This is a genomic window from Streptomyces chartreusis, from assembly GCF_008704715.1.
GTDB classification, from domain to species: domain Bacteria; phylum Actinomycetota; class Actinomycetes; order Streptomycetales; family Streptomycetaceae; genus Streptomyces; species Streptomyces chartreusis.
This window is the reverse complement of sequence record NZ_CP023689.1, coordinates 9,410,372-9,437,063: the sequence shown is the minus strand read 5'-3', so window position 1 is coordinate 9,437,063 and position 26,692 is coordinate 9,410,372. Positions and strand designations below refer to the sequence as shown.

The 26,692-nt window shown below is 72.3% G+C and carries 24 protein-coding genes; 15 read left to right on the top strand and 9 right to left on the bottom strand.

The genetic code is table 11. The features are described 5' to 3' along the window. Positions 1-16 precede the first annotated feature (16 nt). Complete coding sequence (locus CP983_RS41790) at positions 17-988, top strand: NAD(P)-dependent alcohol dehydrogenase (RefSeq protein WP_189748919.1); 972 nt, start codon at positions 17-19, stop codon at positions 986-988. A 37-nt stretch (positions 989-1,025) separates the two neighbouring features. Here CP983_RS41790 and CP983_RS41785 read toward each other — a convergent pair whose 3' ends face one another. The 4 genes from CP983_RS41785 to CP983_RS41770 all read right to left on the bottom strand — a co-directional run bounded on the left by CP983_RS41785 (position 1,026) and on the right by CP983_RS41770 (position 5,294). Then, the gene (locus CP983_RS41785) at positions 1,026-2,141 is read right to left on the bottom strand and encodes a hypothetical protein (protein ID WP_150505686.1); all 1,116 of its coding nucleotides are present in this window, start codon (positions 2,139-2,141) and stop codon (positions 1,026-1,028) included. Positions 2,142-2,498: 357 nt separating this feature from the next. Beyond that, positions 2,499-3,887, bottom strand: a complete 1,389-nt coding sequence (locus CP983_RS41780) for an MFS transporter (RefSeq protein WP_150505685.1) — start codon at positions 3,885-3,887, stop codon at positions 2,499-2,501. Between the two features lie 103 nt (positions 3,888-3,990). After that, on the bottom strand, positions 3,991-4,218 hold the full coding sequence (locus tag CP983_RS41775; RefSeq protein ID WP_150505683.1) for an EF-hand domain-containing protein: 228 nt from the start codon (positions 4,216-4,218) through the stop codon (positions 3,991-3,993). Between the two features lie 98 nt (positions 4,219-4,316). Then, entirely contained in the window at positions 4,317-5,294 is a 978-nt protein-coding gene (locus tag CP983_RS41770; protein ID WP_150505681.1) for an aminoglycoside phosphotransferase family protein, read from the bottom strand. A gap of 182 nt (positions 5,295-5,476) precedes the next feature. Here CP983_RS41770 and CP983_RS41765 point away from each other — a divergent pair, with 182 nt between their 5' ends. The 7 genes from CP983_RS41765 to CP983_RS41735 all read left to right on the top strand — a co-directional run bounded on the left by CP983_RS41765 (position 5,477) and on the right by CP983_RS41735 (position 13,165). Continuing rightward, the gene (locus tag CP983_RS41765) at positions 5,477-6,169 is read left to right on the top strand and encodes a GAF and ANTAR domain-containing protein (protein WP_107910116.1); all 693 of its coding nucleotides are present in this window, start codon (positions 5,477-5,479) and stop codon (positions 6,167-6,169) included. Positions 6,170-6,511: 342 nt separating this feature from the next. Then, positions 6,512-8,149, top strand: a complete 1,638-nt coding sequence (gene abc-f / locus CP983_RS41760) for a ribosomal protection-like ABC-F family protein (protein ID WP_373309855.1) — start codon at positions 6,512-6,514, stop codon at positions 8,147-8,149. A gap of 125 nt (positions 8,150-8,274) precedes the next feature. Further along, on the top strand, positions 8,275-9,612 hold the full coding sequence (locus CP983_RS41755; RefSeq protein ID WP_107909623.1) for an MFS transporter: 1,338 nt from the start codon (positions 8,275-8,277) through the stop codon (positions 9,610-9,612). Positions 9,613-9,629: 17 nt separating this feature from the next. Continuing rightward, on the top strand, positions 9,630-10,298 hold the full coding sequence (locus CP983_RS41750) for a response regulator transcription factor (protein ID WP_150505678.1): 669 nt from the start codon (positions 9,630-9,632) through the stop codon (positions 10,296-10,298). Between the two features lie 8 nt (positions 10,299-10,306). Next, on the top strand, positions 10,307-11,728 hold the full coding sequence (locus CP983_RS41745) for a sensor histidine kinase (RefSeq protein ID WP_150505676.1): 1,422 nt from the start codon (positions 10,307-10,309) through the stop codon (positions 11,726-11,728). Then, a complete protein-coding gene (locus tag CP983_RS41740; RefSeq protein WP_150505674.1) occupies positions 11,725-12,714 on the top strand; it encodes a TAXI family TRAP transporter solute-binding subunit in 990 nt (329 codons plus the stop codon). The genes CP983_RS41745 and CP983_RS41740 overlap by 4 nt, the downstream gene beginning before the upstream one ends. 55 nt (positions 12,715-12,769) lie before the next feature. Beyond that, a complete protein-coding gene (locus CP983_RS41735) occupies positions 12,770-13,165 on the top strand; it encodes a TOBE domain-containing protein (RefSeq protein WP_030955054.1) in 396 nt (131 codons plus the stop codon). A gap of 48 nt (positions 13,166-13,213) precedes the next feature. Here CP983_RS41735 and CP983_RS41730 read toward each other — a convergent pair whose 3' ends face one another. The 3 genes from CP983_RS41730 to CP983_RS41720 all read right to left on the bottom strand — a co-directional run bounded on the left by CP983_RS41730 (position 13,214) and on the right by CP983_RS41720 (position 16,977). Continuing rightward, positions 13,214-14,374 (bottom strand): NAD-dependent formate dehydrogenase, encoded by a 1,161-nt coding sequence (locus CP983_RS41730; protein WP_150505672.1) that lies wholly within the window; start codon positions 14,372-14,374, stop codon positions 13,214-13,216. 105 nt (positions 14,375-14,479) lie between these two features. Continuing rightward, positions 14,480-15,415, bottom strand: coding sequence for a LysR family transcriptional regulator (locus tag CP983_RS41725; protein ID WP_150505670.1), 936 nt, complete (start codon positions 15,413-15,415; stop codon positions 14,480-14,482). 47 nt (positions 15,416-15,462) lie between these two features. Continuing rightward, positions 15,463-16,977 (bottom strand): PucR family transcriptional regulator, encoded by a 1,515-nt coding sequence (locus tag CP983_RS41720; protein ID WP_150505668.1) that lies wholly within the window; start codon positions 16,975-16,977, stop codon positions 15,463-15,465. Positions 16,978-17,200: 223 nt separating this feature from the next. Between CP983_RS41720 and CP983_RS41715 the strand changes: the two genes are divergently transcribed. Beyond that, complete coding sequence (locus CP983_RS41715) at positions 17,201-18,013, top strand: FAD binding domain-containing protein (protein ID WP_150505666.1); 813 nt, start codon at positions 17,201-17,203, stop codon at positions 18,011-18,013. Next, positions 18,010-20,736 carry a molybdopterin-dependent oxidoreductase gene (locus tag CP983_RS41710; RefSeq protein ID WP_150505664.1) on the top strand — a complete coding sequence of 909 codons (2,727 nt, stop codon included), beginning with the start codon at positions 18,010-18,012 and terminating at the stop codon, positions 20,734-20,736. The genes CP983_RS41715 and CP983_RS41710 overlap by 4 nt, the downstream gene beginning before the upstream one ends. A gap of 11 nt (positions 20,737-20,747) precedes the next feature. On the opposite strand, the gene CP983_RS41705 is transcribed toward CP983_RS41710, so the two are convergent. Continuing rightward, positions 20,748-21,230: a molybdopterin-dependent oxidoreductase gene (locus tag CP983_RS41705; RefSeq protein WP_125526948.1), complete on the bottom strand. Its 483-nt coding sequence runs from the start codon at positions 21,228-21,230 to the stop codon at positions 20,748-20,750. A gap of 138 nt (positions 21,231-21,368) precedes the next feature. Here CP983_RS41705 and CP983_RS41700 point away from each other — a divergent pair, with 138 nt between their 5' ends. The 5 genes from CP983_RS41700 (at position 21,369) to CP983_RS41680 (ending at position 25,211) form a co-directional block, all read left to right on the top strand. Further along, positions 21,369-21,755 carry a TOBE domain-containing protein gene (locus CP983_RS41700; protein ID WP_176578801.1) on the top strand — a complete coding sequence of 129 codons (387 nt, stop codon included), beginning with the start codon at positions 21,369-21,371 and terminating at the stop codon, positions 21,753-21,755. Between the two features lie 111 nt (positions 21,756-21,866). Next, positions 21,867-22,694 (top strand): molybdate ABC transporter substrate-binding protein, encoded by an 828-nt coding sequence (gene modA / locus CP983_RS41695; protein WP_150505663.1) that lies wholly within the window; start codon positions 21,867-21,869, stop codon positions 22,692-22,694. 11 nt (positions 22,695-22,705) lie between these two features. Then, positions 22,706-23,557 carry a molybdate ABC transporter permease subunit gene (gene modB / locus CP983_RS41690; protein WP_107909633.1) on the top strand — a complete coding sequence of 284 codons (852 nt, stop codon included), beginning with the start codon at positions 22,706-22,708 and terminating at the stop codon, positions 23,555-23,557. Continuing rightward, positions 23,554-24,639 (top strand): ABC transporter ATP-binding protein, encoded by a 1,086-nt coding sequence (locus CP983_RS41685; protein WP_150505661.1) that lies wholly within the window; start codon positions 23,554-23,556, stop codon positions 24,637-24,639. The genes modB and CP983_RS41685 overlap by 4 nt, the downstream gene beginning before the upstream one ends. Before the next feature lie 152 nt (positions 24,640-24,791). Then, complete coding sequence (locus CP983_RS41680; protein WP_107909635.1) at positions 24,792-25,211, top strand: TOBE domain-containing protein; 420 nt, start codon at positions 24,792-24,794, stop codon at positions 25,209-25,211. 59 nt (positions 25,212-25,270) lie between these two features. Here the strand turns inward: CP983_RS41680 and CP983_RS41675 are convergent, their stop codons facing one another. Next, the gene (locus CP983_RS41675) at positions 25,271-26,515 is read right to left on the bottom strand and encodes a helix-turn-helix domain-containing protein (protein ID WP_189748921.1); all 1,245 of its coding nucleotides are present in this window, start codon (positions 26,513-26,515) and stop codon (positions 25,271-25,273) included. Positions 26,516-26,692 lie beyond the last annotated feature (177 nt).

The window sequence follows — 26,692 nt, the reverse complement described above, 5'->3', positions numbered from 1 at the left end:
CCGCTACGGTTCGGCCATGAAGGCAGCGGTGCACAACCGGTACGGGCCGCCAGAGGTGGTCACCGTCGCCGAGGTGGAGAAGCCGACGGTCGGTGCGGACGACGTACTCGTAAAGGTCCACGCGACCACGGTGAACCGTACGGACTGTGCCTACCGTGCGGCCAAGCCGTTCTTCATGCGCGCGCTCACCGGCCTGACCCGGCCGCGGCGGCTCGTGCTCGGGACCGAGTACGCGGGTGTGGTGGAAGCGGTCGGCGGCGGTGTCACGTCGTTCGGTGTCGGCGACCGGGTGTTCGGCTACAACGAGGGCGAGTTCGGCGCCCATGCCGAGTACCTCGCGGTTCCGCAGGGCGGTTCGATCGCGGCGATGCCCGACGCGGTGACGTTCGAGGAGGCCGCCCCCGCCACCGAGGGGGCGCACTACGCTTTGGCGTTCCTGCGCGTCGCCCGAGTGCGCGCCGGGCAGGCCGTCCTGGTCCACGGCGCCACCGGCGCCATCGGCTCGGCGGCGGTGCAGTTGCTCAAGCACCACGGGGTCACCGTGACCGCGGTGTGCGACACGGCCCGGGTGGAGCTGGTGAAGGGCCTCGGCGCGGACCGGGTCGTCGACTACACCGCGCAGGACTTCACCGAGGACGAGCAACGGTACGACGCCGTGTTCGACGCCGTCGGCAAGAGCACCTTCGGCCGGTGCAGGCGGCTGCTGAAGCCCGGCGGGCTGTATCTGTCGTCGGAGCTCGGCCCCGGCTGGCAGAACGTGCTCCTGCCGCTCGTGACCCCTCTGTTCCGCGGCAGGAGGGTGAAGTTCCCCTTTCCGCGGCAGAATCAGGAGATCGTGCGGCACATCGGGGAGCTGATCGAGGCCGGCGGCTTCAGGCCCGTCATCGACCGGCGCTATCCGCTGGAGCGGATCGCCGACGCCTACCGGTACGTCGAGACCGGGCAGAAGACCGGCGGCCTCGTCATCACCGTCGTACCGCCGAACTGACGTTGACCGCCACCCGGTTCCAGGCCCGGCCGCCGCTTCAGTTCAGGCGGCGCACGACCTGGGCCTCGGCGCGTTCCACGGCGCTTCGGCCATGGGTGTGGACCAGGGCCAGGTGGTACAGGGCCGGGCTGACGGCGGCCCAGCGGCGGATGCGGTCCGGGCGCAGGAGGTAGCGGACCACGTCCGCCGGGCGGAACGGGACGTACTCGATGCTCTGGTGCTCCCACCTGTCCGCGACGCCCCGTGACATGCGGGAGCGCAGCGCCTCGCCCCGCAGGTTCGTGAGATGGGCTATGAAGTGGGCGCTCCACTGGCGCCGTTCGACGTCCAGGACGAAGGCGAGCATGGTGAGCGTGTACTCGTGCGGCTCCAGGGAGAGTTCCTCGCGCATGCCGCGCCGGGCCACCTCGTGGAGGTCGGGCGCGCTGCGGCCGGCCGAGTCGATGTGCCGGGAGAGCCCTTCGTTCACCGAGGAGCCCCAAAGACCGGGCCCGGAGCGGACGTTGTGGGCGCGGCGGCTGACGACGAGCAGGTGGTCGGCCGTGACCACGGCGACGTTCACGCCGAAGCTGCACTGCAGGAAGGCGGGAGCGTCCAGCGGGCGGTCGGGGTCGAGGTAGCGGCCGCGCGGAGTGGTCCCGTCGGGCAGCCGGCGGTCGAGCTGCTGTGCCGCGAGGAAGGTGAAGTAGTCGGTGGGGCGCAGCCGCAGGAGCACCTCCGGCTGCTCCTCCAGTGCGGTACGGGAGATCTCCAGGCCCTCGACGGCGTAGCGGGGGCCGTTCCAGGTGCGGACGCGTGTGCCGGTCTCCTCGGCCTGCTGTTCCGCCGCCTCGATCTCCGCCCGCCAGGGCGCCATCTCCTCGGGCAGGACCGCCTCGCCGTCGAGTACCCGGACCTGGACCGACTCCGGTGCGATGGCCTGCTCGCCGTCGCCCTCCACGATGAGGGCGGAGGTGTGCAGCGGGCCGATCGAGAACGTCGACCAGGTCGACAGCGGGGAGCCGTCCTCACGGTACGTCAGGCTGCGCACCCTGGTGGCGAATCGGCGGCGGAGCCTGAACCAGGCGTCCTGGAGCGGCTGTTGGAACAGGATGGCGACGACCATGCCGCACACGGCGCCGACCATCCCGTTGACAAGATCGATTCCGGTCACAGGGTCGCAGCGTATAGCCTCACGGCTGATTCGACGTCATGTTCCGGCTGGCTACCGCGGGTTGTCCCGGGTGGGACGCCCACGGCAACCGATTGCGACCGAGCCGCCCGGCGGTGTTCTCCGCGGCGGGCGGCTCGCGTCACAGGTGTTCAGAGATCGAGGTCGGCGACGGCACTGTAGGCGTCCTGGGCCGCTGGACGACACCGGCCGGTGATGCCGATGGCGGGATTCGAACCCGCGTTACCCGCTTGAGAGGCGAAGTAGCCGCAGCCTGCGCACCTGAACACCCCAAACGCTAGCCGCCATCGTCGAGGCCCTGCATCTGGTTTTCCGGCGGGCGGTCCGCCGCCAACGCCGCTACGCCGCCCGGGGCTTCGGCGGAACGCACCGCCATGCGAGAACCGCGGCGATGAGGTACGCGAGGGCGCCGATCGCCATGCTGGTGCGCAGTCCGGTGCTGTGGTCGGTGGCCGTGGCGAGGAGGCTGCCGCCGAGCGCCACGCCGGTGGCGCTGCCGACCTGGCGGGTGGTGTTGAACAGGGCGGAGGCGGTGCCCGAGTAGGCCGGGGGCGCGGCGCCCATCACTGTGGCCGTCGAGCCGGTCAACGCGAAGGACGTGCCGAAGCCCGCGGCCATCATCGGTGCGACCAGCAGCGCGTACGCCGGGTCCGATCCCGCGGCGGCCCAGCCGGCCAGGCCCAGTGCGGCCAGGAGCATGCCGGAGACCACCAGCGGACGGTCGCCGGTACGGCGGGTCAGCCGTCCGGACAGGACAGAGGCGAACATCGTCATCGCGACCGCCGGGAACAGCGCCAGCCCGGTTTCGAGTGCGCTGTAGCCGCGCTGGTGCTGGAACTCCAGGCTGGCGGTGAAGACCATGCCGTAGAAGCCGAAGTTGAACAGCAGGCCGATGACGGCACCGCCGCTCATCGCGCGTGAGTGCAGCAGGTCCAGGGGGAGGGCGGGGGCGCGGGCGAGTCGCTCGCGTACCGCGAACGCCGCGGCGGCCAGCACGGCCAGGCCGAGGCCGGCGAGTACCGCCGGGTCGGACCAGCCCCGCCGCCCGGCCTCGTTGAGCGATGCGGTCAGGAGGGCCACCGCCGCGACGACCGCGCACTGGGCCGGCCAGTCGAGGGCTCGGGTGGCGCGCCGGGGCGAGGGGGACACGTGTCGCAGGGTCAGTGCGAGGCAGGCCGCGCCGACCGGCAGGTTGATGAGGAACACCCAGCGCCAGCCGACCGTGGTGACGAGCAGGCCGCCCAGCAGCGGGCCTGCGGAGGCCGCGATGCCCGCCATCGAACCCCACAGCCCGAAGGCCCGCGCACGTGCGGCCGGTGCCGGGTAGGCCTGCTGGAGCAGGGCCAGGGAGCCGGGCACGATCAGTGCCGCGCCGAGCCCTTCCACCAGGCGGGCGGCGACCAGGAAGGGGGCGGTCGGCGCGAGGGCGCACGCGGCCGAGGACACCGTGAACACGCCGACGCCCGAGCAGAAGACGCGGCGGTTGCCGAGCCGGTCGCCCAGTGCGCCGCCTGTCAGCAGGAACCCGGCGAAGACCAGGGTGTAGCCGTCGGTGATCCACTGGATACCGGTGAGCGAGGCCGACAGTTCACGGCCGATCACCGGGACGGCGACGTTGATGATCGTCACGTCCAGGATCACCATGAAGTACCCGGCGCAGACCGCGAGCAGCGGGGCCCATGAACGTTGCCCCGGCTCGCCCTCACGGGCCGACTCCCCGAACGCCACGGCCCCAACTCCATCTCGTTCACGGGAGTAAGACGTCGAGGTCACAGTAAGGGCTGAATGCCCCATACTTCGGGATCACGGCCACCTGGTCGGGGCTGCCGTTCTACTGCAACGCCTTCCGCGCGGCAGTCACGGCCTCCTCGTACCCGAGGGCCCCGTCGCGGTCCTTGTCGGCTTCCTCGAACGCCCGTTGGGCGTGGGCCCTGTCGACCCCGATGCCTCTGAGGGCCGCCAGGAATTCCTCGATGTCTATCCGACCGTCGCCGTCCGCGTCGCCGATGATCCTCATCTGGTCGGTGACGGCCTTGAGAGCCGGGTCCAGGGTGGTCATCTCGTCCTCCAGCCGGTCGTCTGGATGTGACTCCCTGCCAGGCTGGGTGATGACCGTGCCGCTCGCGTGCCCGGAGGGCCGATCGAGTGACAGTCGCCTCAAGCGTCGCTTGTCCCGCCTGGCTCCGAGCCGCCGCTCCCCCGCCCTTCCCTGGGGCGGTTCAGCAGCGCCTCCGAGATCGCCACGGCCGACGGGTCGAGTGCGGTCTCGCCGTCCTCGACGTCCCAGAGCGCGTTCTGGAGCAGTCGCCCGAGGGTCCAGCCGGTCGCTCGTGCGCGGTCGAGGTCGAGGACCGAGGTGAGGAGGTCGAAGCGGCGCCGGACGACCCGCAGAGTGTCGCCCTTCGCGGCCGGCTCGTCCCACCCGCTGTTCAGGGCCGGCCACAGGTCGAACCCGGGGTCGCCGGCCAGCGGCTCGGGGTCGATGGCCAGCCACGGCTCACGCTCGGCGGCGAGAACGTTGTCGTAGTGCAGGTCCCAGTGCAGCATCCGGTCGCCGGGTTCGCCGGCCAGCTCGGCCACGGCCGACGCCCAGTCGAGCAGGAGCCGACGGTCCGCCGGGTCGGTGAGGATCGTGACGGCCCGAGGGACCTGTTCGAGCATCTCCGTGGCGATGTCGCCGAGACCCCGCAGTCCGGGTGGCGCGGGTACGCGGACCAGCCGGGACTGGAGCTCGGCGAGGATGCCCATCGCGACGTCGTCGTCCTCGATCGACGTCAATGCGCGGGTGGCGTCGAGGCGCTCCAGCAGCATGCTCGCGCTCTCCGGATCATGGTCGAGCAGCCGCACCATGCCCCCGCCGTCCCAGGTACGCAGCCCGACGAGCGCCGCGGTGGTCTCCTCCCTCGGCATCTGGAACTTCAGCACCGCGCGCGTGCCGTCCCGGCGCAGCACCGGCAGCACCAGCGAGGCCTCCCCGGAGCCGGGCGCACCATCGCGTCGCAGGTCCCAGCGGTCCAGGACGTCCGCGGCGAGGGCGGGCAGGCCGGCGATCCAGGCCCTCCCCTCGTCACCGAAGGCGCGTGCGTACGACGAAGCCAGGGAGTGGGGAACCTCGACCGCTTCCAAGGGGCTCAAATCGGGCTTCCTTCGACGGGGACGGAGATCGCGCCTCTCACGGCAACCTATCGGAGCGGCGGGGGCGCCCTGGGGCCTCTGCCGCCTCGCCACGTGCCTCGCCGTCTCCGGGCCCCCTGCGCGCTGTGCGTGACATGCTGGGTGCAAGGCCGACGGAGGCGAGCCGGAGGGTGGCGTACGCGATGGACTGGGCTCACTTCGCGCAGCAGATGGCGGCGATGGCGCGGGATCTGCTGGCTCAGGAGTCGGTCGACGCCACCTTGGAACGGATCACGCACTCCGCGGTCGAGCTCGTGGAAGGGTGCCACGCGGCCGGGATCCTGGTGCTGCACGGCAAGCAGGTACAGACTCTGGCGCCCACGCATGAGCTGGTCGTCGAGAGCGACAAGTTGCAGGAGCAGATGGGTGAGGGGCCGTGCTTCGACGCCGCCCGCACCAAGGACGGCGAGCGGGTTCGCCGTATCCCCGACTTCACCGAGGAGGAGCCGCGGTGGCCCTCCTACGCGCCCGAGGCCCGTCGGCTCGGCATCGGCAGCATGATGGGCTTCCTGCTGTACACCGAGGAAGAGGATCTCGGCGCGCTGAACATCTACTCGCGCGAGGCCGGCGCCTTCACCGACGCCAGTGAACTGGCGGGCTGGCTGTTGGCCTCCCATGCCGCGGTCGCGTTCTCCAGCGCCCGCACGCATGCCCAGATGGAGCACGCCGTCGCCACCCGCCACATGATCGGCGAGGCCATGGGCATCGTCATGGGCAGCCATGACCTCAGCGAGGAGCAGGCATTCGACGTGCTCCGCCGCTACTCGCAGGAGAACAACATCAAGCTCCGCGAGGTCGCCCGGCTGATCTGCGAGCACGGCAGCCTGTCTGAATAAGGAGCGGCTCCCCCGGCTCGTGGTCTGAACCAGAGGAGCCTGGCCGGACCCGGCCCCCAGGGGAACGCCGCCGCGACCGGCCTCTTACGCCAAGTCCCCAGCCACGTCCGTTTCACGCCGCCCGGGACCCCACTATCGGTTCTCTTGTGCGAACAGGTGGTGTCGGGCCCGCTCACGCCCGGGAATACCACTGGAGACGAGACGGTTCGTTTTGCTATGGTGGACGCGTGACTTTCTACTACTTCCGCTGAGTCCGGGCACGGCCCTCGCCGCCGTTTCCGCCGCCCGTAGACCCTTCGCATCCCCAGGGAAAGTCACATGCGCGAACGCGCCCACACCTCCATGCCCGCTGCCGTGGCGCAGCTGTCCGTCAAGGACGTCACCAAGTCCTACGGCACCCGTATCGTCCTCGACCAGGTCACCTTCACCGTCCGCCCGGGCGAGAAGGCCGCCGTCATCGGCGAGAACGGCTCCGGCAAGTCGACCCTGCTGCGACTGCTCGCCGCGACCGAGGCGCCGGACGCCGGGGAACTCACCGTCCGCTTCCCGGGCGGCGTCGGCCACCTCGCCCAGACCCTCGACCTCGACCCGGACTGCACCGTGCAGGACGCCGTCGACCTCGCCCTCACCGAACTGCGCGACATGGAGCGGCGGCTGCGCGCGGCGGAGGAGCGTCTCGGCGAGGCGTCCGAGGACGAGCTCGCCGCGTACGGCGAGCTGCTGATCGCGTACGAGGAACGCGGCGGCTACGAGGCCGACGTACGGGTCGAGGCCGCCATGCACGGGCTCGGGCTCACCGGGATCACCCGGGACCGGCCGCTCGGCTCGCTCTCCGGTGGTGAGCAGTCCCGGCTCGCCCTCGCCTGCGTGCTGGCCGCCGCCCCCGAACTGCTACTGCTCGACGAGCCGACCAACCACCTCGACGCGGCGGCCGTGCACTGGCTGGAGGAGCACCTGCGCGCGCACCGCGGCACGGTGGTCGCCGTCACCCATGACCGCGGGTTCCTGGAGCGCGTCGCCACGGCGATCCTGGAGGTCGACCGAGACGCGCGCACCGTGCATCGCCACGGCGACGGCTGGGCCGGATACCGCACCGCGAAGGCGGCCGCCCGGCGGCGCGCCGAGCAGGATCACGTCGAGTGGGTCCAGGAGGTGGCCCGTATCGAGGAACTCCTGGACGCCGCCGGGAAGCGACTGGCCACCACCGGGAAGGACCCGCGACAGGGCTTCGGCAAGCACCGTCGCTCGCACGAGGCGAAGCTCGGCGGCCATGTGCGCGCGGCGCGCGAACGGCTGGCTCACCTGCGACGCAACCCGGTGACGGCACCGCCGCAGCCGCTGCGGTTCACCGCGGCGCTGCCGGCAACCGGTGACGAGCATCCGACCCACCAGGACCACGAACGTCCGCTCGCCGAGCTCACGGGCGTGGCGGTCGGGACCCGGCTGCGTCTGGACGGCGCCCTGACCGTCCCACCCGGACAGCGGCTGCTGATCACGGGCGAGAACGGGGCCGGCAAGACGACACTGCTCCGTGTCCTGGCCGGTGACCTCGAACCGGACGCCGGCACGGTGCGCCGCCCCGCCCGCATCGGGTACCTGGCCCAGGAGCTCCCGGCCCGCTCCACGCGGCTGCCGCTGCTCGCCGCCTTCGCTGCCGGACGGCCCGGACTGCCGGACGAGTACGCCGACGAGCTGCTGTCGCTGGGTCTGTTCCGTGCGGAGGACCTGCACGTCCCGGTCTCGGCGCTGTCCGCGGGCCAGCAGCGGCGGCTCCAGATCGCCTCGCTGGTGACCCGGCCCGCCGACCTCCTGGTACTCGACGAGCCCACGAATCACCTCGCGCTCGACCTCGTCGAGGATCTGGAGGCGGCACTCGCGCTCTACCCGGGAGCGGTGGTGGCGGTCTCGCACGACCGCAGCTTCCGTGAGCACTTCCCGGGCGAACGGCTCGAGCTGCGCGGCGGCCGGAGACACGGGTAGCCGCGATTCCCGCCCTCGCGCGGCCTCCGTCCTAAGGGACTGTTAGGTCTTCGTTCGCGCTGTTGAACGGGGCTGTCGGGCCATCGACTCTGTGTGCCTCCGGGCCGCAGACAAGGGAGTTCTCGATGGCCACACAGACCACGACCGCGGATACGCGGAAGTCGCGTCAGGGCGAGCGCAGGGTTGTCAGCAACATCGTGCGTGGCTCGATCGGCAATCTGATCGAGTGGTACGACTGGTACGCGTACACCGCGTTCAGTGTGTACTTCGCCGCCGCGTTCTTCCCGTCCGGCGATCAGACCGCACAGCTGCTGAACACCGCCGCCGTGTTCGCCGTCGGCTTCCTGATGCGGCCGATCGGCGGCTGGGTGCTGGGGCGGTACGCCGACCGGCGGGGGCGGCGCTCGGCGCTGACGCTGTCGGTGACCCTGATGGCGGCCGGTTCGCTGATCGTGGCGCTGACGCCGTCGTACGACACGATCGGCGTCGTCGCGCCGGTGCTGCTGGTGACTGCGCGGCTGCTGCAAGGGCTGTCGGTCGGCGGGGAGTACTCGACCTCGGCGACCTACATGTCGGAGGTCGCCTCGCCCGGCCGGCGCGGCTACTACTCCAGCTTCCAGTACGTCACCCTCATCGCCGGGCAGCTGACGGCGCTCGGCCTCCAGATCATCCTGCAGCAGCTGCTCAGCGACACGCAGATGGAGTCGTGGGGCTGGCGGATCGCGTTCGTCGTCGGTGCCGCCGGGGCGATCGTCGTGCTGTGGCTGCGGCGCGGCATGGACGAGTCGGAGAGCTTCGAGCGCGTGGCCGCAGAGGCCGAGAAGGGCTCCGGTCCGGCTCGTGGCAGCCTGCGCATGCTCCTTTCGTACCCCCGGCAGTGCCTGATCGTCGTCGGCCTGACCATGGGCGGCACGCTGTTCTTCTACACGTACACGACGTACTTGCAGAAGTTCATGGTCAACACCAGCGGCATCGCCAAGCCGACGGCGGCCTGGATCAACTTCTTCGCGCTGCTGGTGTTCGTCCTGCTCCAGCCGGTCATGGGGCTGCTGTCCGACCGGATCGGGCGGCGTCCGATGCTGATCGGGTTCGGTGTGCTGGGCGCGATCGTGGTGGTGCCCTCGCTGACCCTCCTGTCGCACACCAGCGATCCCTTGTACGCGTTCCTGCTCATGGTCGGACCGCTGGCCGTCAGCTCCCTGTACACGTCGATCAGCGCGGTGGTGAAGGCCGAGCTGTTCCCGACGTCGATCCGGGCGCTGGGCGTCGGTCTGCCCTACGCGCTGACCGTGGCCCTGTTCGGCGGGACCGCCGAGTACGTCGCCCTGTGGTTCAAGGACGCCGGCCACGAGAGCTGGTACTTCTACTACGTCACCGCCTGCGTCCTGGTCTCCCTGCTCGTCTACATTCGGATGCGCGAGACGTCGGACGGATCGCCGCTGGAGAGCGAGGCCAAGGACTGACTGGGAGGGTGGCGAGCGTGCGCGTACTGCTGGCCGAGGACGACGACGGGGTGGCCGGTGCCCTGACCGAGGCCCTGTACGAGCACGGTCATCTGCCCACCCGGGTGCGGCGCGGCGAGGATGTCTTCGCCCGCCACCGCCAGGCCGACCTGCTGTTGCTCGACCTTGGCCTGCCGGACCTCGACGGGCTCGAGGTCCTGCGCAAGCTGCGCGCGGTGAGCGGCCTTCCGGTCGTGGTCCTCACCGCGCGGGGCGACGAACGGTCGGTGGTGCGCGGCCTGCGGCTGGGCGCCGACGACTACCTGGTCAAGCCGGTGCGGCTGGCCGAGCTGCTGGCCCGGATCGAGGCCGTGACCCGCCGGGCCGCGACGCCGGCCACCCCGGCGGCACCTGCCCCGCGCACGGCCCGCGCCGGTGACGTCGAGGTCGATCTCGACGCGCGCCGGGTGACGGTGGGCGGTGCGGAGGTGCGGCTGACCACGAAGGAGTTCGCGGTGCTGGCCGCGCTGGCGGGCCGGGCCGGTACGGCGGTCAGCCGCCAGCAGCTGATGGACGAGGTGTGGGGCGACGCCTATCTGGCGGTGTCCCGCTCCCTCGACGTCCACCTCACCCAGCTGCGGGCCAAGCTCGGCCGCCCCGAGGTGCTGACGACGATCCGCGGCTTCGGCTACCGGTTCGGCGGCTGAAGCGGGCCATGCGCACTCGGGTGCTGACCGTCGTCCTGGCCTTCGCGGTGCTCGCGGTGGCCGGTTTCGCTGTGCCGCTGCTCGGTGTCACCGCCACCCAGCGCACCGAGCAGCTGGTCGCGGCCCGCACCGGTGACCTGGACCGTTTCGCCGGACTGGCCGCGCAGGCCGCCGAGAGCGGCGACACCGGGGCGCTGACGGCCGAGGTGAGACGGTATGCCGAGCTGTACGGCGAGGCGGTCGTGGTCGTCGACGCCCGCCGCGCGCCGGTCGTGCAGGCGGGCGGCCTGCGCGCCGCGGACCCGGTCGTCGCGAGGCTGGTCGACGCGGCGCTGCGCAACCAGCGCGTCTCCCCCGGGGGCACGCTGCGCCCCTGGTCCCGGGGCGACCGACTGCTCGCCCGCCCGGTGGGCACCGGCACCCGAGTTTCCGGCGCCGTGGTGCTGCGGGCGTCGGTGCGGGCCGCCGCCGACGACATCGCCCTGCGCTGGGCGCTGGTCCTGGCCGGGGCGGGGCTGTTCGCGGTGGCCTGCGTGCTGCTCGCCCGCGCCGCCACGCGGTGGGTCGTACGGCCCCTGCACCACCTGGACCGGGCGGTCGGCGCGCTCGCGGCGGGGCTGCCGGCCGAGCACGCCCGGGCCGGCGGGCCGCCCGAGCTGCGGCAACTGGCCACCGGCTTCAACCGCATGGCCGACGCGGTGACCACGGCATTGGAACAGCAGCGGCGGCTGGTCGCCGACACCTCCCACCAACTGCGCAATCCGCTCGCCGCGCTGCGCCTGCGCATCGACTCCCTCCAGCTGCGGCTGCCCGACTCCGCCACCCGCACGTACACGGGCGTGACCGGCGAACTGGAACGCATGGAGCACCTCCTGGACGATCTGCTCGCCCTGGCGAACGCCGAGCACCGCGCCGGCGAGCTGGCCGTGACGGACGCGCCGGCGGCGTGCTGCGACGCGACCGGCGTCGCCGAGGCCCAGGTGCAGCTCTGGCGACCGGTCGCCGAACAGGCCGGAGTCCGCCTCGACCACGCCCCCGGCCGCGTCGTCCGCATGGCCTGCACGGAGGGTGAGCTGGCCCAGGTCGCCGACATCCTCCTGGACAACGCGATCAAGTACGCCGGCAGCCGCGCCCGCGTCGGGACGCGCTGCTTCACCGAGGGCCCGCACGCGGTGTTCGAGGTACGGGACGACGGCCCGGGCCTCGGCACGGCGGAACTGCCGCAGGCGGGCACCCGGTTCTGGCGCTCCGAGCGTCACCGTGACGTGCGCGGCAGCGGCCTCGGTCTGGCGATCGCCGAGCAGTTGGTGGCCGGGCGCGGCGGTCACGTCGAGTTCGCGTCGGCCGAGCCGCACGGCCTGCGGGTCAGGGTCGTACTCCCGCGCGCCGACGAGGAGACGACATCGGCCGCGAAGGGACGTACGCCATGACCGGCCCGACCCGCCGGACCGTCCTGCGCGCCGCCGTCGGCGTGGCGTGCACGGGGCTGCTCGCGGCCGCCGGGACGGCCGACGCCCGGCACACGGACCGGGGACCGGAGGGCAGGCTGCGGATCGCGACCGGCGAGTCCGGCAACCTCTACGCGGCCTTCGGACGGCTCCTCGCCGGCCAGGTGCGGGCGGCCTACCCCCGGCTGTCCTGCGAGGTGATCCACAGCGAGGCCAGCGTCGACAACATCCGCATGCTCCAGGCCCGCGAGGCCGACGTGGCGCTGTCCCTGGCCGACATCGCGTGGGCCGCGTACGACGGTTCGGCACCGTTCGGCCGCCCGGTCCCGCTGCGGGCGATCGGCCGGGTGTACGAGAACTATCTCCAGCTCGCGGTGCGTGCCGACGCGCCGATACGTACGGTCGCCGACCTGGCGGGACACACCGTCTCGCTGGGCGCGCCCGCGTCCGGCGGCGCCGTGCTCGGCGACCGGCTGCTGCGGGCCGCGGGACTGACCCCTGGCGCCGACGTCCAGGTCCGCCGCCTGCTGCTGCCGCAGGCGGTGCGCGCGATGCGGGACGGGGCGATCGACGCCCTGCTGGTGTCGGGCGGCCTGCCGCTGCCGGCGCTCTCCGGGCTCGGCGCCCGGCGCGGCATACGGCTGCTGCCGCTTGCCTCGCTGCTCCCCCGCCTGCGGGGCACGGAGCCCTCCGGGCCGGGCCTGGAGGCGGTGACGGTGCCGGCCGGGGCGTACCGGGGCACGCCCGAGGTGACCACGATCGGCGTCGCCAATCTGCTGCTGTGCCGCCCCGATCTGCCCTCCCCCGTCGCCGCCGCCCTCACCGACGTCCTGGTCCGCCGCGCCACCCACCTCGTCCCGAGCTCGGCCCTGGGCACCCAGTTCCTGGACGCCCGCAGCCTGATCTCGACCGGGTCCGTGCCGCTGCATCCGGGGGCGGTCGTCGCGTACCGCGAACTGCACGGCTAGCCGTCGGCCGGGGCGCGTCACCGGCCTGCCCCGCCGCTGACCTATCTTGGCCTGCATGCAGGCATACACGATCGGCCAGGCCGCACGGCTGCTCGGCGTCAGTCCGGACACCGCGCGACGGTGGGCGGACGCGGGGCGGGTGGCGACCCATCGCGACGAGAGCGGCAGGCGCCTCATCGACGGGAAGGACCTGGCCGCCTTCTCGGTGGAGCTCGCGAAGGGCGGCAGCGGCGAGGAGGACGCCTCCTACACCTCGGTCCGCAACGCCTTCCCGGGCATCGTCACCGCGATCAAGCTGGGTGACGTGGCGGCCCAGGTGGAGATCCAGGCCGGACCGCACCGCCTGGTGTCGCTGCTGACGCGGGAGGCCGTGGAGGAGTTGGGGCTCGAGGTCGGGATGGAGGCCACCGCCCGGGTGAAGTCGACGAACGTGCACATCGACCGCGTGTGAGGGTGGCGGGCGGTGGCCTCCGCGGTCACCGGGTGACGGAGCGCCGGGTCACTTGGTGACCGAGTAGGAGTGGGCGCCGGTCCCGGCGAGGGCTCCCCCGTCGACGATCAGGTACTCGTCGCGGATGGGGCGGCCGGTGAACCAGGACTCCAGGATCTCCCGGGTGCCGGCCGCGTATCGGGCCTGCGCCGACACGGAGGAGCCCGAGATGTGCGGGGTCATGCCCTGGTGCGGCATGGTGCGCCAGGGGTGATCGGCGGGGGCCGGCTGCGGATACCAGACGTCGCCCCCGTATCCGGCCAACTGCCCGCTGCGCAGGGCTCGGTCGACGGCGTCACGATCGACGATCCGCGCCCGGGCCGTGTTGATGAGGTAGGCGCCGCGCTTCATCGTCGCCAGCAGCTTGTCGCCGAACAGGCCCTCCGTCTCCGGGTGCAGCGGTGCGTTGATCGTGACGACGTCGCAGTGCGGCACCATGTCGGCGGCCGTCGCGTGGAAGGTGAGCCCCAGCTCCTCCTCCACCTCGCGCGGCAGCCGGTGCCGGTCGGTGTAGTGCAGTTTCACGTCGAAGGGCGCGAGGCGGCGCAGCACCGCGAGGCCGATCCGGCCGGCGGCGACCGTGCCGACGTGCATGCCCTCCAGGTCGTAGGAGCGGGCCACGCAGTCGGCGATGTTCCAGCCGCCGTCCAGCACGACCTGATGGGACGGCAGGTAGTTGCGCACCAGGGACAGCGTCGTCATCACCACGTGTTCGGCGACGCTGATGCTGTTGCAGTACGTCACCTCGGCGACCGTCACGCCGTGCGCGATCGCGGCGTCGAGGTCGACGTGGTCGGAGCCGATGCCCGCGGTGACAGCCAGCTTGAGGTTCCTCGCGGCGGCGATCCGCTCCGCGGTGAGGTACGCCGGCCAGAACGGCTGCGAGATGACGATGTCCGCGTCGGGCAGCTCGCGGTCGAAGACGGACCCGTCGCCGTCCTTGTCCGAGGTGACGACGAGGGTGTGGCCGGCCTTCTCCAGGTAGTCGCGCAGGCCGAGTTCGCCGGAGACGCTGCCGAGGAGGTGGCCGGGGGTGAAGTCGACGGCCTCGGGGGTGGGCGTGGTCTGGCCGCCGGGGTAGTGGTCGATGGCGGGGAGGTCGTCGCGGGCGTACGTCGTCGGGTGTCCGTCGGTGGGGTCGTCGTACAGGACGCAGAGCACCTTGGCCATGTCGCGGCTCCTCAACTGGCGTCGTGGGAAGGTGCAGTTCACGATCCTCGCCGTCGAATGCCCTGGTCAAAGCGAACTTTGCTATGCCGGTATAGCCGACGGCTATCAGTGGTCGTGAGCGTCGAGATACGTCCGCAGCAACGCGTCCAGGGCCTCCCGTACGCCGGCCTCCCGCGCCACCGCCAGCAAGGCGCCGGCCAGGACGGAGGGCGGTTCGTCGGGGCCGGTCACCAGCCCCACCCGCGGTCCGTGCGCGGGTCCTTCCAGCGGGACCACCCGCATCCCCTCCGGTACGCCGAACATGTGCAGCCAGGCGTGCGAGATGACGCTCGACCAGCGGCCGCGCGGAAGGTGCGCGTACAGGCCGGCGACGGTGTCCGACTCGATCGCCGGGGTGGCGGTGGCGCCGTCCGCGGCGAAGCACTCGTCCATGATGCGGCGGTTGCGCATACGGGAGTTCAGCAGGCACAGCGGCAGCGCCGCGGCCTGCGACCAGCTCGCCGACCCGGCGCCCGCGAGCGGCCCGTCCAACGGCGTCAGCAGCATGTACCGCTCCTCGTACAGGGGCAGTCGGCGCAGGTCGCCCAGCGTGTCGTCGTCGAGGTACGTCATCGCCGCGTCCAGTTCGAACTCGGTGAGCCCGTAGGTGATGTCGGCCGAGGAGAGCGACTCGATGCTGACGCCGGCCCGGGAGTGGCGTTCGCAGAAGGGGGTCGTCAGGAGGGAGGCGGCGGGCAGCGCGGTGGGGACGACGCCGAGGCGGAGCGTGCCGGTAAGGCCGTCGCGCAGGGACGACAACTCCTGGCGCAGGGCGTCGCGTTCGGCGAGCATGCGGTGCGCCCAGGCCAGCACCACCTCGCCCTCCGGGGTCAGGCCCTCGTAGCGTCTGCCGCGGCGCACGATCGGCACGCCCAGCTCGTGTTCCAGCCGCCGTATCGCGGCCGACAGTGAGGGCTGGGAGACGTAGCAGGCGGCGGCCGCGCGGACGAAGTGACGTTCGCGGGCGAGGGCGACCAGGTATTCCAGCTGGCGCAGTTGCATGCGGGTCCTTCCGGGGTTCCGGTGGGCCTACCCACCGGCTCTGCCGGTCACGACCGGCACAGCAGGGCCGCCCACAGGTCTAGGCGGTCGGCGAGGCGGGACAGGTCGCGTCCGGTGAAGTGCTCGATGCGCTGGATGCGGTAGTGGACGGTGTTGACGTGCAGGTGCAGGGCCTCCGCGGTGCGGGCCCAGGAGCCGTCGCAGGCGAGGAAGGTCCGCAGGGTGTGCAACAACGGGGCGGCGGAGGTGTTTCCGGTGTCGATGAGGGATCCGAGGACGGTGCGGCTGTACGCGGTGCGGACCTCGGCCGGCACTCCGGTCAGCAGCGTGTCGAGGCCGGTGAACGCGGTGGCGTCGGTGAGGAGGGAGGCGTCCGGCGCGGTGCTCCGTGCCGAGGCCAGGGCGTAGCGGGCCTCCGCCAGTGCCCCTGCAAGCCCCTCCGGCCCGGCGGCCGGTGACCCGGCGCCGCCGTGCAGCGGCACGGACGGTTCGCATCCGGCGACGAGCGGCCAGACCTCGCCGAAGCCGGCGGGGAGGTCGCCGGGGACGACCGCGAAGGCGGTGCCGTCCGCGAGCCGTCCCACGGCCGCGGGTCCCGGCCCGGCCACGTGCGCCACCGCCTCCGCGAGCGCGCCTTCCGCCAGGCCCTCGCGCCGGTCAGCGGTGTCGGCGGTGACCACCTGGTACGGGCCGTCGGCGTTCGGCAGGCCGCAGGTCCGCAGTGCGGCCGCCACGTCGGTGGCCTCGGTGCCGGACCGGGCCAGCAGTGTGCCGAGTTCGTCCACCGCCCGGCGGGCGGCGGCGCGGCGCCGGGTCCGTGCTTCCTGGCCGCGGCCGAGGATCGCGGCGACCTCGTGCAGCATGCGGGGCGGGGCGGCGTCCGGGTCGGGGAGGTAGAGGTGCAGGCGTTCGTACGGTGTGGTGGCGGCCTCGGCGTCGACCGGGATCGTCGTGCCGGAGCCGTCCATCAGCGCCGCGACGGCCTCCTCGGCGGGCAGTGCGCGGGCGCCCTCGGTGGCCGCGACCGTGCGTCCGGTGGCGGTGAGGACGTAGGCGGCGGCCGTCCGTCCGAGGTGGGCGAAAGCGGCGGCGAGCAACGCCTCCGGGCCGGCGTCCTGAGCGGCGAGCCGGCTCAGCCGGGCACGGGCGACCTCGGGCAGCGCGTGATGGCGGCTCAGCTCCCCCCACTGCTGGAAGTACACCTGGTCGGTGACGGCCCGGAACATCACATGGGCCGGGACGGCCGCCACCGGGATGCCGTGCCGTACGCACGCCTCGACGAGGTCGTCGGGGACCGTGCCGTGCGTCTCCTCCCCCGCCAGCAGCACGGCGGCGTCGGCGCCACGCAGCCCGGCCACGAAGCGCTCCGCCTTGTCCTGCCCGCCGTCCGGCGTCCACCACACCAGTCCGCTGAGCACGACTTCTCCCGGCCGCACGAAGCGGACGGGGTCCTCCAGATCCGTGACGGTGACACCGCTGATCTCCCGGTCCAGCAGTGTGTCCTCGGCCCACAGCAGGCGCAGGCCGAGGGTCTCGTCCCTCAGGAGGTGTTCGACGTGCATGTGCTCCGGCTCCTTGTCGCGACCGCCGGATCCAGCCACTCCCGGCCGCCCGTCCGACGAGACCGCATCCACCAGGCAGATACGGATTTCAGCATCGTAAATGCCAGATGAAACGAACGAAATGCCTCTTGGATGATCCTCCAGAGTCACCACCGGAAGAGTCGGTGTTTCCGTGTTCGGAACCAGTCGTCCCGGGCCGGTTCGCGTTGCTTCACTGACGGCCATGGACCTGAACACGGTGGTGGAGATACGCGACGCCAGGGAGCCCCGGCCCTGGCGGCCGGGCGACGCCTGGCTGGGCGGCGGCACGTATCTGTTCTCCGAGCCGCAGCCTCACCTGCGGCGTCTGGTGGACCTGAGCCGGACCGACTGGGAACCGGTGCGACGGCATCCGGACGGCTCGCTGGAGATCGCCGCGACCTGCACCATCGCCCGGCTCTCACGCTTCGCGAAGGGCCTCTCGGTGCAGACGGCGCCGCTGTTCGAGCAGTGCTGCCGGGCCTTCCTCGCCTCGTTCAAGATCTGGAACATGGCGACCGTCGGCGGCAACCTGTGCAACGCCCTCCCGGCCGGCCCGATGATCTCCCTGACCGCCGCTCTCGACGGTGAGTGCCTGCTCGTCGCCCAGGACGGTGTACGCCGCCGGGTGCGCGTCGCCGACTTCGTGACCGGCGCGGGCCGCAAGGACCTGACCGAGGGCGAGTTGCTGCGGTCCGTGACCCTGCCGGCCCGCGCCCTCGACTGCCGTACGGCGTTCCGGCAGGCGTCGCTGTACGGGCTGGGTCGCTCCGGTGTGCTGGTCATCGGCGCGCTGGACCCGCTCGACGGATCGCTCGCGGTCACGGTGACCGCGTCGACCGTGCGGCCGATCCGGCTGTGGTTCCCGCTGCCGCCGACCGCCGGGGCGCTGCGGTCGGCGATCGGCGCGGCCGTGGCGGACGACGAGTGGTTCGACGACATCCATGGGCTGCCCGAGTGGCGGCGGCACATGACGTACCGGTACGCGGAGGAGATCCGCAAGGAGGTGGTCCGATGAGGATCGAGGTCAACGGCCGTTCCCACGAGGAGGAGTCCCGCCCGGGCCAGTGTCTGCGGACGTATCTGCGTGAACGCGGCTGGTTCGGTGTGAAGAAGGGATGCGACGCGGGTGACTGCGGCGCCTGCACGGTCCATGTGGACGGCGAGCCGGTCCACAGCTGTCTGTACCCGGCCTTCCGGGCCGACGGCCGTACGGTCACCACGGTCGAGGGGCTCGCCTCCCCGGACGGCGAACTCCACTCCGTGCAGCAGCGGTTCCTCGACGCCCAGGGCTTCCAGTGCGGGTTCTGCACCGCCGGGTACCTGATGACGACGGCCGCCCTGGACGACGACCAACTCGCGGATCTGCCCAGGGCGTTCAAGGGCAACCTGTGCCGCTGCACCGGCTACCGGGCCATCGAGGACGCGGTACGCGGCGTCTGCCACGTCGAGGCACCCGACGCCGGTCAGTCCGTCGGCCGCAACCTCCCCGCTCCCGCCGGTCCGCAGGTCGTCACCGGCACCGCCCGCTACACCTTCGACATCGACGTGCCCGGCCTGCTCCACATGAAGCTCCTGCGTTCTCCGCACGCGCACGCCCGCATCGTCGCCGTCGACACGACCGCGGCCCTGCGCGTGCCGGGAGTGCACGCGGTGCTCACCCACCGAGACGCGCCCGAACGGCACTTCTCCACGGCCCGCCACGAGCACCCCGAGGAGGACCCGGACGACACCCGCGTCCTCGACGACACCGTCCGCTTCGTGGGCCAGCGTGTCGCCGCCGTCGTCGCCGACAGCGAGGCCGCCGCCGAGGAGGGCTGCCGGCTCGTCGAGGTGACGTACGACGTGCTGCCCGCGGTGCTCGACCCCGAGGCGGCCATGCGGCCGGGCGCGCCCGTCGTCCACGCCAAGGACGCCGCGACGGCCCGCATCGCCCGTCCCGAAGCGAACGTGGTGGGCGAGGCGCACGGCGAGATCGGCGACGTGGAGGCGGGCTTCGCCGAGGCCGACGTCGTGTACGAGGACACGTACCGCACCCAGCGCGTCCAGCACGCCAGTCTGGAGACGCACGGCGCGGTGGCCTGGTTCGACGAGAACGGCCGCCTCACCGTGCGCACCAGTTCACAGACACCGTTCCTGACCCGCCGCGCCCTGTGCGCCCTGTACGACCTGCCTCAGGAGAAGGTCCGGGTCATCGCGGGCCGGGTCGGCGGCGGCTTCGGCGGCAAACAGGAGATGCTCGTCGAGGACGTCGTGGCGCTGGCGGTGCTGAAGCTGCGCCGCCCGGTGAAGCTGGAGTACACGCGGGCCGAGCAGTTCCACGGAGCCACCACCCGGCACCCCTTCACCATCGGCGTGAAGGTGGGCGCCCGCAGCGACGGCACCCTCACCGCGCTGCGGCTGCGGGTCGTGGCCGACACGGGCGCGTACGGCAACCACGGCCCGGCGGTGATGTTCCACAGCGTCGGCGAGTCCATGGCCGTCTACCGCGCCCCGAACAAGAAGGTCGACGCGTACTCGGTCTACACGCACAACGTCCCGGCGGGCGCATTCCGCGGGTACGGCCTCGGGCAGGTGACGTTCGCCGTCGAGTCGGCCTTCGACGAGGTGGCCCGCCGACTCGGCCTGGATCCGCTGGAGTTCAAGGCCCGCAACATCATCGGCCGGGGCGAGCCGATGGTCACCCCCGGCGGTCACGAGGAGGACCTGCACATCGCCAGCTACGGCCTGGATCAGTGTCTCGCCGTCGTGCGGCGCGCCCAGGAGGAGCCCGGGGGCGAACCCGCGCCCGAGGGCTGGCTGGTGGGTGAGGGCACGGCCCTCGCGATGATCGCGACCGGCCCGCCCGGCGGCCACATCGCCGACGCGCGCGCCACACTGCTGCCGGACGGCAGCTTCGATCTGGCGGTCGGCACGGCGGAGTTCGGCAACGGCACCACGACCGTGCACAGGCAGATCGCGGCCGGTGAACTCGCCACGACGGTCGACCGGATCGCCGTCCGCCAGTCCGACACGGACGTCGTACGACACGACACGGGCGCCTTCGCCTCCACCGGGACGGTCGTGGCGGGCAAGGCCACGCTGCGCGCCTCCCGCGCCCTGGCCGACATGCTCCTCGACTTCGCCGCCGCCCATCTGCGCGTGCCCCGGGCCGAGTGCCGGCTCGTCGAGGAGGCGGTGACACACCCCGGTGGGCGACTGGCCCTCAAGGAGCTGTACGTCGTGGCCGGCGCGGTCGGTGTCGAGTTCGCCGCCGACGGCCACTTCGGCGGCACCCCGCGCTCGGTCGCCTTCAACGCCCAGTGGTTCAGGCTGGCCGTCGACCCGGGCACCGGCGAGATCCGCATCCTGCGCAGCGTGCACGCCGCCGACGCGGGCAAGGTCATGAACCCCATGCAGTGCCGGGGCCAGGTCGAGGGCGGTGTCGCCCAGGCCCTCGGGGCCACGCTCTTCGAGAACGTGCGCGTCGACGGGCGCGGCGAGGTGGAGACGGCCGCGTTCCGCCGCTACCGGCTCCCCCAGTTCGCCGACGTCCCGCGCACCGAGGTCCACTTCATGGAAACGGCCGACGCGATCGGGCCCCTGGGCGCCAAGTCGATGAGCGAGAGCCCTTTCAACCCGATCGCCCCCGCCTTCGCCAACGCCCTGCGCGACGCGACCGGCGTCCGCTTCACCGAGGTCCCGCTGACCCGGGACCGGGTGTGGCTGGGGCTGCGGGACGCGGGCGTGGCCGATCGGTGAGCCGGTCGTCGTCAGTCCCAGGCGCGGTAGCCGCCGTCCACGTGGATCGCCTCGATGCCGCTGATGTACCGGGCGCCGCAGCGGTCCTGCGGCAGGACGAGCTGGGGGCCGGCGAGGTCGAGCCCGGTGTCGTCGAGGGTGACCGCCAGCAGGACGGGGGCCCGGCCGAAGTCCGGGTCGATCTCGGCCCAGGACAGCAGGGCGTGGTGGCCGTCGGTGCCGCGCACGGCGATCAGGAAGCGCAGCCGGTCCTTGCGGCGGGCGGGGTCGAAGACGGGGCCCGCGTCCATGAGGACGTCGTGCAGGAGCGGCCCGGTGAAGCGGTGGTACTGGATGCCGCTGGTGGCGCACTCGAAGGCGACCTCGGCACGGTGCTGCGGCCAGCCGAGCAGATCGGGCACCGTCAGGCGGGCCGGGTTGTCCAGATCGCCGGCGAGGACGAGTTCCGCCGCCTGACCGGCGGTCGTACGGGCAGCTGCGAAGGACTGACTCACGGGCTACCACCTCCCGGATGACCGTACCCGAGCAGCGGTCCCGTACAAACGCACATGCCATGCCAGTCCAGGGATGATCCAGCTCATGCAATGCGACAAGAGACTTTCCCCTCGCATCTGCGGCAGTATCATCAGCGCATGCACACCTACCGGATCGGTGACGCGGCAGCGTTACTCGGCGTGAGCGCCGACACCGTGAGGCGTCTGGTGGACGGCGGGAAACTCACCGCCGTCCGGGACGGGCAGGGCCACCGCATCATCCCCGGCCCGGCCCTCGCCGCCTACGCCCGGCAGTTGCACCGGGCCGCACGGGAGTCCACCGGCTCCTCGGCCCGCAACCGGTTCTCCGGCATCGTCACCGACGTGACCCTCGGTGACGTGTCGGCGCAGGTGGAGATCCAGGCCGGACCGTTCCGGGTGGTCGCGATGGTCAGCCGGGAGTCGGCCGAGGACCTTCGCCTGGAACCCGGTGTGCCGGCCGTCGCCGTGATCAAGTCGACCAACGTGGTCGTCGAGCGGCCGTAGAGATCGAAAGACCGAACAAGGTCGTCAGACCGTGAGCAACGTCGTAAGACCGTGAGCAAGGTCGTTGAGACCGTAGCTGTGTCCGTCAGGACCAGAGGGAGTGGACCCGTGATGACCCGTTCCGTGCGCCGGACCCGCCGGATGCTGAAGGTGACCGGCGCAGGCGCCGCCGCCCTGCTGGCCCTGAGTGCCTGCTCGTCCTCCGACTCGGACTCCGCCAAGACGTCGGACTCGTCCGCGTCGGCGTCCGCCTCGGACAAGCTGTCCGGTGAGGTGACCGTCTTCGCGGCGGCCTCGCTGAAGGAGAGCTTCACGACGCTGGGGAAGGAGTTCGAGAAGGAGCACCCGGGCACGAAGGTGACCTTCAGCTTCGGCGGCAGCGACGCGCTCGCCGCGAGCATCACCGGCGGTGCGCCCGCCGACGTGTTCGCCTCGGCCAGCCCGAAGACGATGAAGATCGTGACCGATGCGGGGGACGCCGCGGGCACGCCGGCCACCTTCGTGCGCAACCAGCTGGAGATCGCGACCCTGCCGGGCAACCCGGACAAGATCGCCTCCCTCAAGGACCTCGCCAAGTCGGACCTGAAGGTCGTGCTGTGCGACAAGACGGTGCCGTGCGGCGCTGCCGCCGAGAAGGCGATCGAGGCGAGCAAGCTGAAGCTCACGCCGGTCTCCTACGAGGAGGACGTCAAGTCCGCCCTGAACAAGGTGGTGCTGAAGGAGGCCGACGCCGCGGTCGTCTACAAGACCGATGTGAAGGCGGCGGGTGACAAGGTGGAGGGCGTGGAGTTCCCCGAGTCCGCCGACGCCATCAACGACTACCCGATCACGGTGCTGAAGGAGTCGCAGAACAGCGACGCCGCCAAGGCGTTCATCGCGCTGGTGCAGTCCGCCGACGGCCAGAAGGTCCTGTCCGAGGCCGGGTTCCTCCAGCCGTGACCGGACCGTCCATGGACAAGGCCGGCGCCGCGGACACCCTGACCGGTGGCCCGCGGCGCGGCCGCGTCCGCGTGCGCGGGGAGCGCGGGGGCGCCCCGTTGCCGCTGCTCGTGCCCGCACTGATCGGTCTCGCCTTTCTGGTTCTGCCGCTCGTCGCCCTGCTGATCCGCGCCCCGTGGCGCAGCATGCCCGATCTGCTGACCAGCTCCGAGGTGTGGCAGGCGCTCCAGCTCTCCCTGCTCTGCGCGACGGCGGCGACCGCGGTGAGCCTGGTGATCGGGGTGCCGCTGGCCTGGCTGCTCGCCCGGGTGGAGTTCCCCGGGCGCGGTCTCGTACGGGCCCTGGTCACCCTCCCTCTCGTCCTGCCGCCGGTCGTCGGCGGTGTGGCGCTGCTGATGGCGCTCGGCCGCAACGGCGTCGTGGGCAGATGGCTGGACGACTGGTTCGGGGTGACGCTGCCGTTCACGACGGCGGGCGTGGTGGTCGCGGAGGCGTTCGTCGCGATGCCGTTCCTCGTCATCAGCGTGGAGGGCACCCTGCGGGCCGCGGACCCGCGCTACGAGGAGGCCGCCACGACGCTGGGCGCCTCCCGCTTCACCGCGTTCCGCCGGGTCACCCTGCCGCTGATCGCGCCGGGCATCGCCGCCGGCGCCGTCCTCGCCTGGGCCCGGGCGCTCGGCGAGTTCGGCGCCACGATCACCTTCGCCGGCAACTTCCCGGGCCGTACCCAGACCATGCCGCTCGCCGTGTACCTCGCCCTCCAGAACGACCCCGAAGCGGCGATCGCCCTCAGCCTGGTGCTGCTCGCCGTGTCGATCGCGGTGCTGGCGGGGTTGCGTGACCGATGGATGACCGCCTCATGACCGACACCGAGAAGACCGCCGTCGACGCTCCCGCCGGGACCGGCGCGGGCCTGGACGCCCGCCTGGTGGTGGAGCGTGGCACCTTCCGCCTCGACGTGCCGCTGAGCGCCGCGCCCGGCGAGGTGGTCGCGCTGCTCGGCCCCAACGGCGCGGGCAAGACGACCGCGCTGCGCGCCCTCGCCGGGCTCGTCCCGCTCTCCGGCGGTCATCTCCGGCTGGACGGCGCCGAGTTGGAGCGTACGCGGCCGGAGTCCCGGCCGGTCGGGGTCGTCTTCCAGGACTATCTGCTCTTCCCGCATCTGTCCGCGCTGGACAATGTGGCGTTCGGGCCGCGCTGCCACGGCGCCACCAAGGCGGAGGCCCGTGCCGGCGCCGCCGAGTGGCTGGAGCGCATGGGTCTGAGCGCGCACGCCGGCAGCAAACCGCGCAAGCTCTCCGGCGGGCAGGCCCAGCGTGTCGCCCTCGCCCGCGCACTGGCCACGCACCCTCGTCTGCTGCTGCTCGACGAACCGCTCGCCGCCCTCGACGCCCGGACCCGCCTCGACGTCCGCGCCCAGCTCCGTCACCACCTGGCCGACTTCGAAGCGGTCGCCGTACTCGTCACGCACGATCCGCTGGACGCGATGGTGCTCGCCGACCGGCTGGTCGTCATCGAGGACGGCCGGGTCGTCCAGGAGGGCACGCCGTCGGACATCGCCCGCCATCCGCGCACCGACTACATCGCGCATCTGGTCGGCCTCAACCTGTACCGGGGCGAGGCGCAGGGGCACACGGTCCGCGTCGACGGCGGCCCCGCGATCACGACCACCGAGGACCTCACCGGCCCGGTCTTCGTCGCCTTCCCGCCCGGTGCGGTCACCCTGCACCGTGACCGCCCGACCGGCTCCAGCGCCCGCAATCTCTGGCGCTGCGAGGTCGTCGGCCTGGAGACGCACGGGGACCAGATCCGCGCCGACCTCGCCGGAGAACTGCCGCTGGCGGCCGACCTCACGACCATCGCCGCCGCCGAGCTGGACCTGCGGCCCGGAGCCACCGTGTGGGCGACGGCAAAGGCGACCCAGACGCACGCGTACCCGGCCTGAGAGGTGGTGGCGCCCGGTTCTGCGAGGTGCGGCGGCCCCTTCGCCTCGCGGTTGCGACGGGGTTCCCGCGGACGGCGCGCCCGCGGGACTACCGTGGGCCGCACAGCACCCCAATGGGGACAAATCCCCCTCACTCTGCGAGGCGTACGACCATGAGCCTGAGCATCCGCAACCAGATCCCCGGCACCGTCACCTCCGTCACTCCGGGGGAGGCCATGGCGACGGTCCGGGTCCGCCTCGACGGCGGTCAGGACGTCACGGCCGCCATCACCGTCGACGCGGTCAGGGATCTGGGCCTCGCGGCGGGCTCCGCCGTACAGGCCCTGGTCAAGGCGACGGAGGTCGCGCTGGCCACCGGTCCGGTCGAGGGCCTGTCCATCCGCAACCGGCTGCCCGGCACCGTGCGCGAGGTCGCGACGGGCGCCGCCATGGCCTCGGTGCGGGTCTCCGTCGACGGCGGCGAGGTGACGGCCGCGATCACCGCGGACGCGGTCGGCGAACTGGGGCTGACGGCGGGTTCCGCCGTCACCGTCCTGTTCAAGTCGACCGAGGTGTCCCTCGCCACCGTGTGAGACCCGGGTCGGCTGCCGGGGACTGCTGAGCCCTGCAAGGGTCAACCAAGGCTGCCCGCTCAACCTCCCACTGACTTCGACCACTTCTGGCCGCCGAGCGGGAACTCGTAGGCCAGGCGCCCGTTGTTGCCGCTCGTGCGGAACGGCCGCCCGTCGTCGTCGACGACCAGCGTCCCCTTGCGGTCGCCGCTGGACCAGGCCAGCTCCAGATACCAACGCACGTCGTACGCCGACGCGTCGGCCGTGACCTCGAAGACCTCCGGGTCCGACTCGCTCACCTTGAACGGGAAGTCCCGCTGCCCGTCCCCGGCGACGACGGTCGGCCGCGCCGCGTCGAGTGCCACGCTGAAGGGCCGGGTCGGCACACCGCCTCCGCAGCCGACGCCCATCACGTAGTCGTTCCAGTCCGGTGGCGTGTCCTTGCCGACGACCCGGACCCTGAGGCTGTCGACGACCACCGTCTCCTCCCCGGTGCCCTGGACGGTCAGCTTCACCAGCTGCTCGCCGGCCGACACCGCCTTGTGCGCCCCGACCCAGGCCGGCGCGTCCTGCTCCACCGGGGGCGGGCCGACGTCCGGCGCGGGCCGGTCGATCAGGTAGTGCTGGGAGCAGGGGCCCTCCCAGGTGTACGGCCGGGTGTTGACGGTGAGTGGGGGCTCGTCGGCCGTCTCGGCACCCCTGGCACTGTTCCTGGTCGGAGTCGGGGAAAGGGAAGGGGAAGGGGAGTTCCGTTCCCGGGACCGGGTGGACGGGGACGGTGACGCGCTCGCTTCCGTCCGCGTGGGCCCACCGGAGACGCCCTTCGTGGTGGCGGCGCCGACGGGACTCCCCCGGCCTTCGTCGCCCTGCTCCCCGCCCGACGGCAGACCCATGGCGAGCACGACGGCACCGAGGACTGCGGCCAGTCCGGTACCGGCGATGGCGGCGGTACGGCGGTGGAGGCGTCCCCGGCCGTCCTGGCGGCCCGCACTGTCCGGCTCCAACAGGCCCGGGGCGTCGGGCACGAGGGCCGGAGCGTCGGAGGAGGCAGCCGCTTCCGCAGCGCCCTTCTTCCCCCGCGCCCCGTCCGCCAGCACCCACCGCCGATGCAGCTCCACCAGCTCGTCCGGCGAGGCCTTGCACAGCCGTGCCAGCCGCTCGACGGGCGCGTAGTCGGTGGGCACGGCATCCCCGTTGCAGTACCGATGCAGCGTCGACGTGCTCATGTGCAGCCGTTTGCCGAGGACTCCGTAGCTGAGCCCCGAGCGGTCCTTCAACTGCCGCAGAAGTGCCGCGAATTCGGCCGCCGCAGTGCCTTCCGACACCGTTCCTCCACCCCCCATGTCCCGTTCCCCCGTTCCAGGGGACGGACGTTTCACCAGGTCAGACATGTTCCAGCCATTCCAGCGTCCCTGATCGCCCGCCGTGGGTGCGGGCGGGACGGAACACGGATCAAGCTCTGGTCATCCAAGCACGCCGCTCCCGGCAACCGGTCGAGCGGA

What these genes read in the sequence shown, in the direction of transcription:
- CP983_RS41735 (WP_030955054.1), top strand. Translation starts at nt 12,770, where the DNA reads ATGCAGGCATACACGATCGGCCAGGCCGCACGGCTGCTCGGCGTCAGT.
- CP983_RS41775 (WP_150505683.1), bottom strand. Translation starts at nt 4,218, where the DNA reads ATGACCACCCTGGACCCGGCTCTCAAGGCCGTCACCGACCAGATGAGG.
- CP983_RS41745 (WP_150505676.1), top strand. Translation starts at nt 10,307, where the DNA reads ATGCGCACTCGGGTGCTGACCGTCGTCCTGGCCTTCGCGGTGCTCGCG.
- CP983_RS41725 (WP_150505670.1), bottom strand. Translation starts at nt 15,415, where the DNA reads ATGCAACTGCGCCAGCTGGAATACCTGGTCGCCCTCGCCCGCGAACGT.
- CP983_RS41680 (WP_107909635.1), top strand. Translation starts at nt 24,792, where the DNA reads ATGAGCCTGAGCATCCGCAACCAGATCCCCGGCACCGTCACCTCCGTC.
- CP983_RS41685 (WP_150505661.1), top strand. Translation starts at nt 23,554, where the DNA reads ATGACCGACACCGAGAAGACCGCCGTCGACGCTCCCGCCGGGACCGGC.
- CP983_RS41715 (WP_150505666.1), top strand. Translation starts at nt 17,201, where the DNA reads ATGGACCTGAACACGGTGGTGGAGATACGCGACGCCAGGGAGCCCCGG.
- modB (WP_107909633.1), top strand. Translation starts at nt 22,706, where the DNA reads ATGGACAAGGCCGGCGCCGCGGACACCCTGACCGGTGGCCCGCGGCGC.
- abc-f (WP_373309855.1), top strand. Translation starts at nt 6,512, where the DNA reads ATGCCCGCTGCCGTGGCGCAGCTGTCCGTCAAGGACGTCACCAAGTCC.
- CP983_RS41710 (WP_150505664.1), top strand. Translation starts at nt 18,010, where the DNA reads ATGAGGATCGAGGTCAACGGCCGTTCCCACGAGGAGGAGTCCCGCCCG.
- CP983_RS41720 (WP_150505668.1), bottom strand. Translation starts at nt 16,977, where the DNA reads ATGCACGTCGAACACCTCCTGAGGGACGAGACCCTCGGCCTGCGCCTG.
- CP983_RS41740 (WP_150505674.1), top strand. Translation starts at nt 11,725, where the DNA reads ATGACCGGCCCGACCCGCCGGACCGTCCTGCGCGCCGCCGTCGGCGTG.
- CP983_RS41790 (WP_189748919.1), top strand. Translation starts at nt 17, where the DNA reads ATGAAGGCAGCGGTGCACAACCGGTACGGGCCGCCAGAGGTGGTCACC.
- modA (WP_150505663.1), top strand. Translation starts at nt 21,867, where the DNA reads ATGACCCGTTCCGTGCGCCGGACCCGCCGGATGCTGAAGGTGACCGGC.
- CP983_RS41755 (WP_107909623.1), top strand. Translation starts at nt 8,275, where the DNA reads ATGGCCACACAGACCACGACCGCGGATACGCGGAAGTCGCGTCAGGGC.
- CP983_RS41700 (WP_176578801.1), top strand. Translation starts at nt 21,369, where the DNA reads ATGCACACCTACCGGATCGGTGACGCGGCAGCGTTACTCGGCGTGAGC.
- CP983_RS41765 (WP_107910116.1), top strand. Translation starts at nt 5,477, where the DNA reads ATGGACTGGGCTCACTTCGCGCAGCAGATGGCGGCGATGGCGCGGGAT.
- CP983_RS41730 (WP_150505672.1), bottom strand. Translation starts at nt 14,374, where the DNA reads ATGGCCAAGGTGCTCTGCGTCCTGTACGACGACCCCACCGACGGACAC.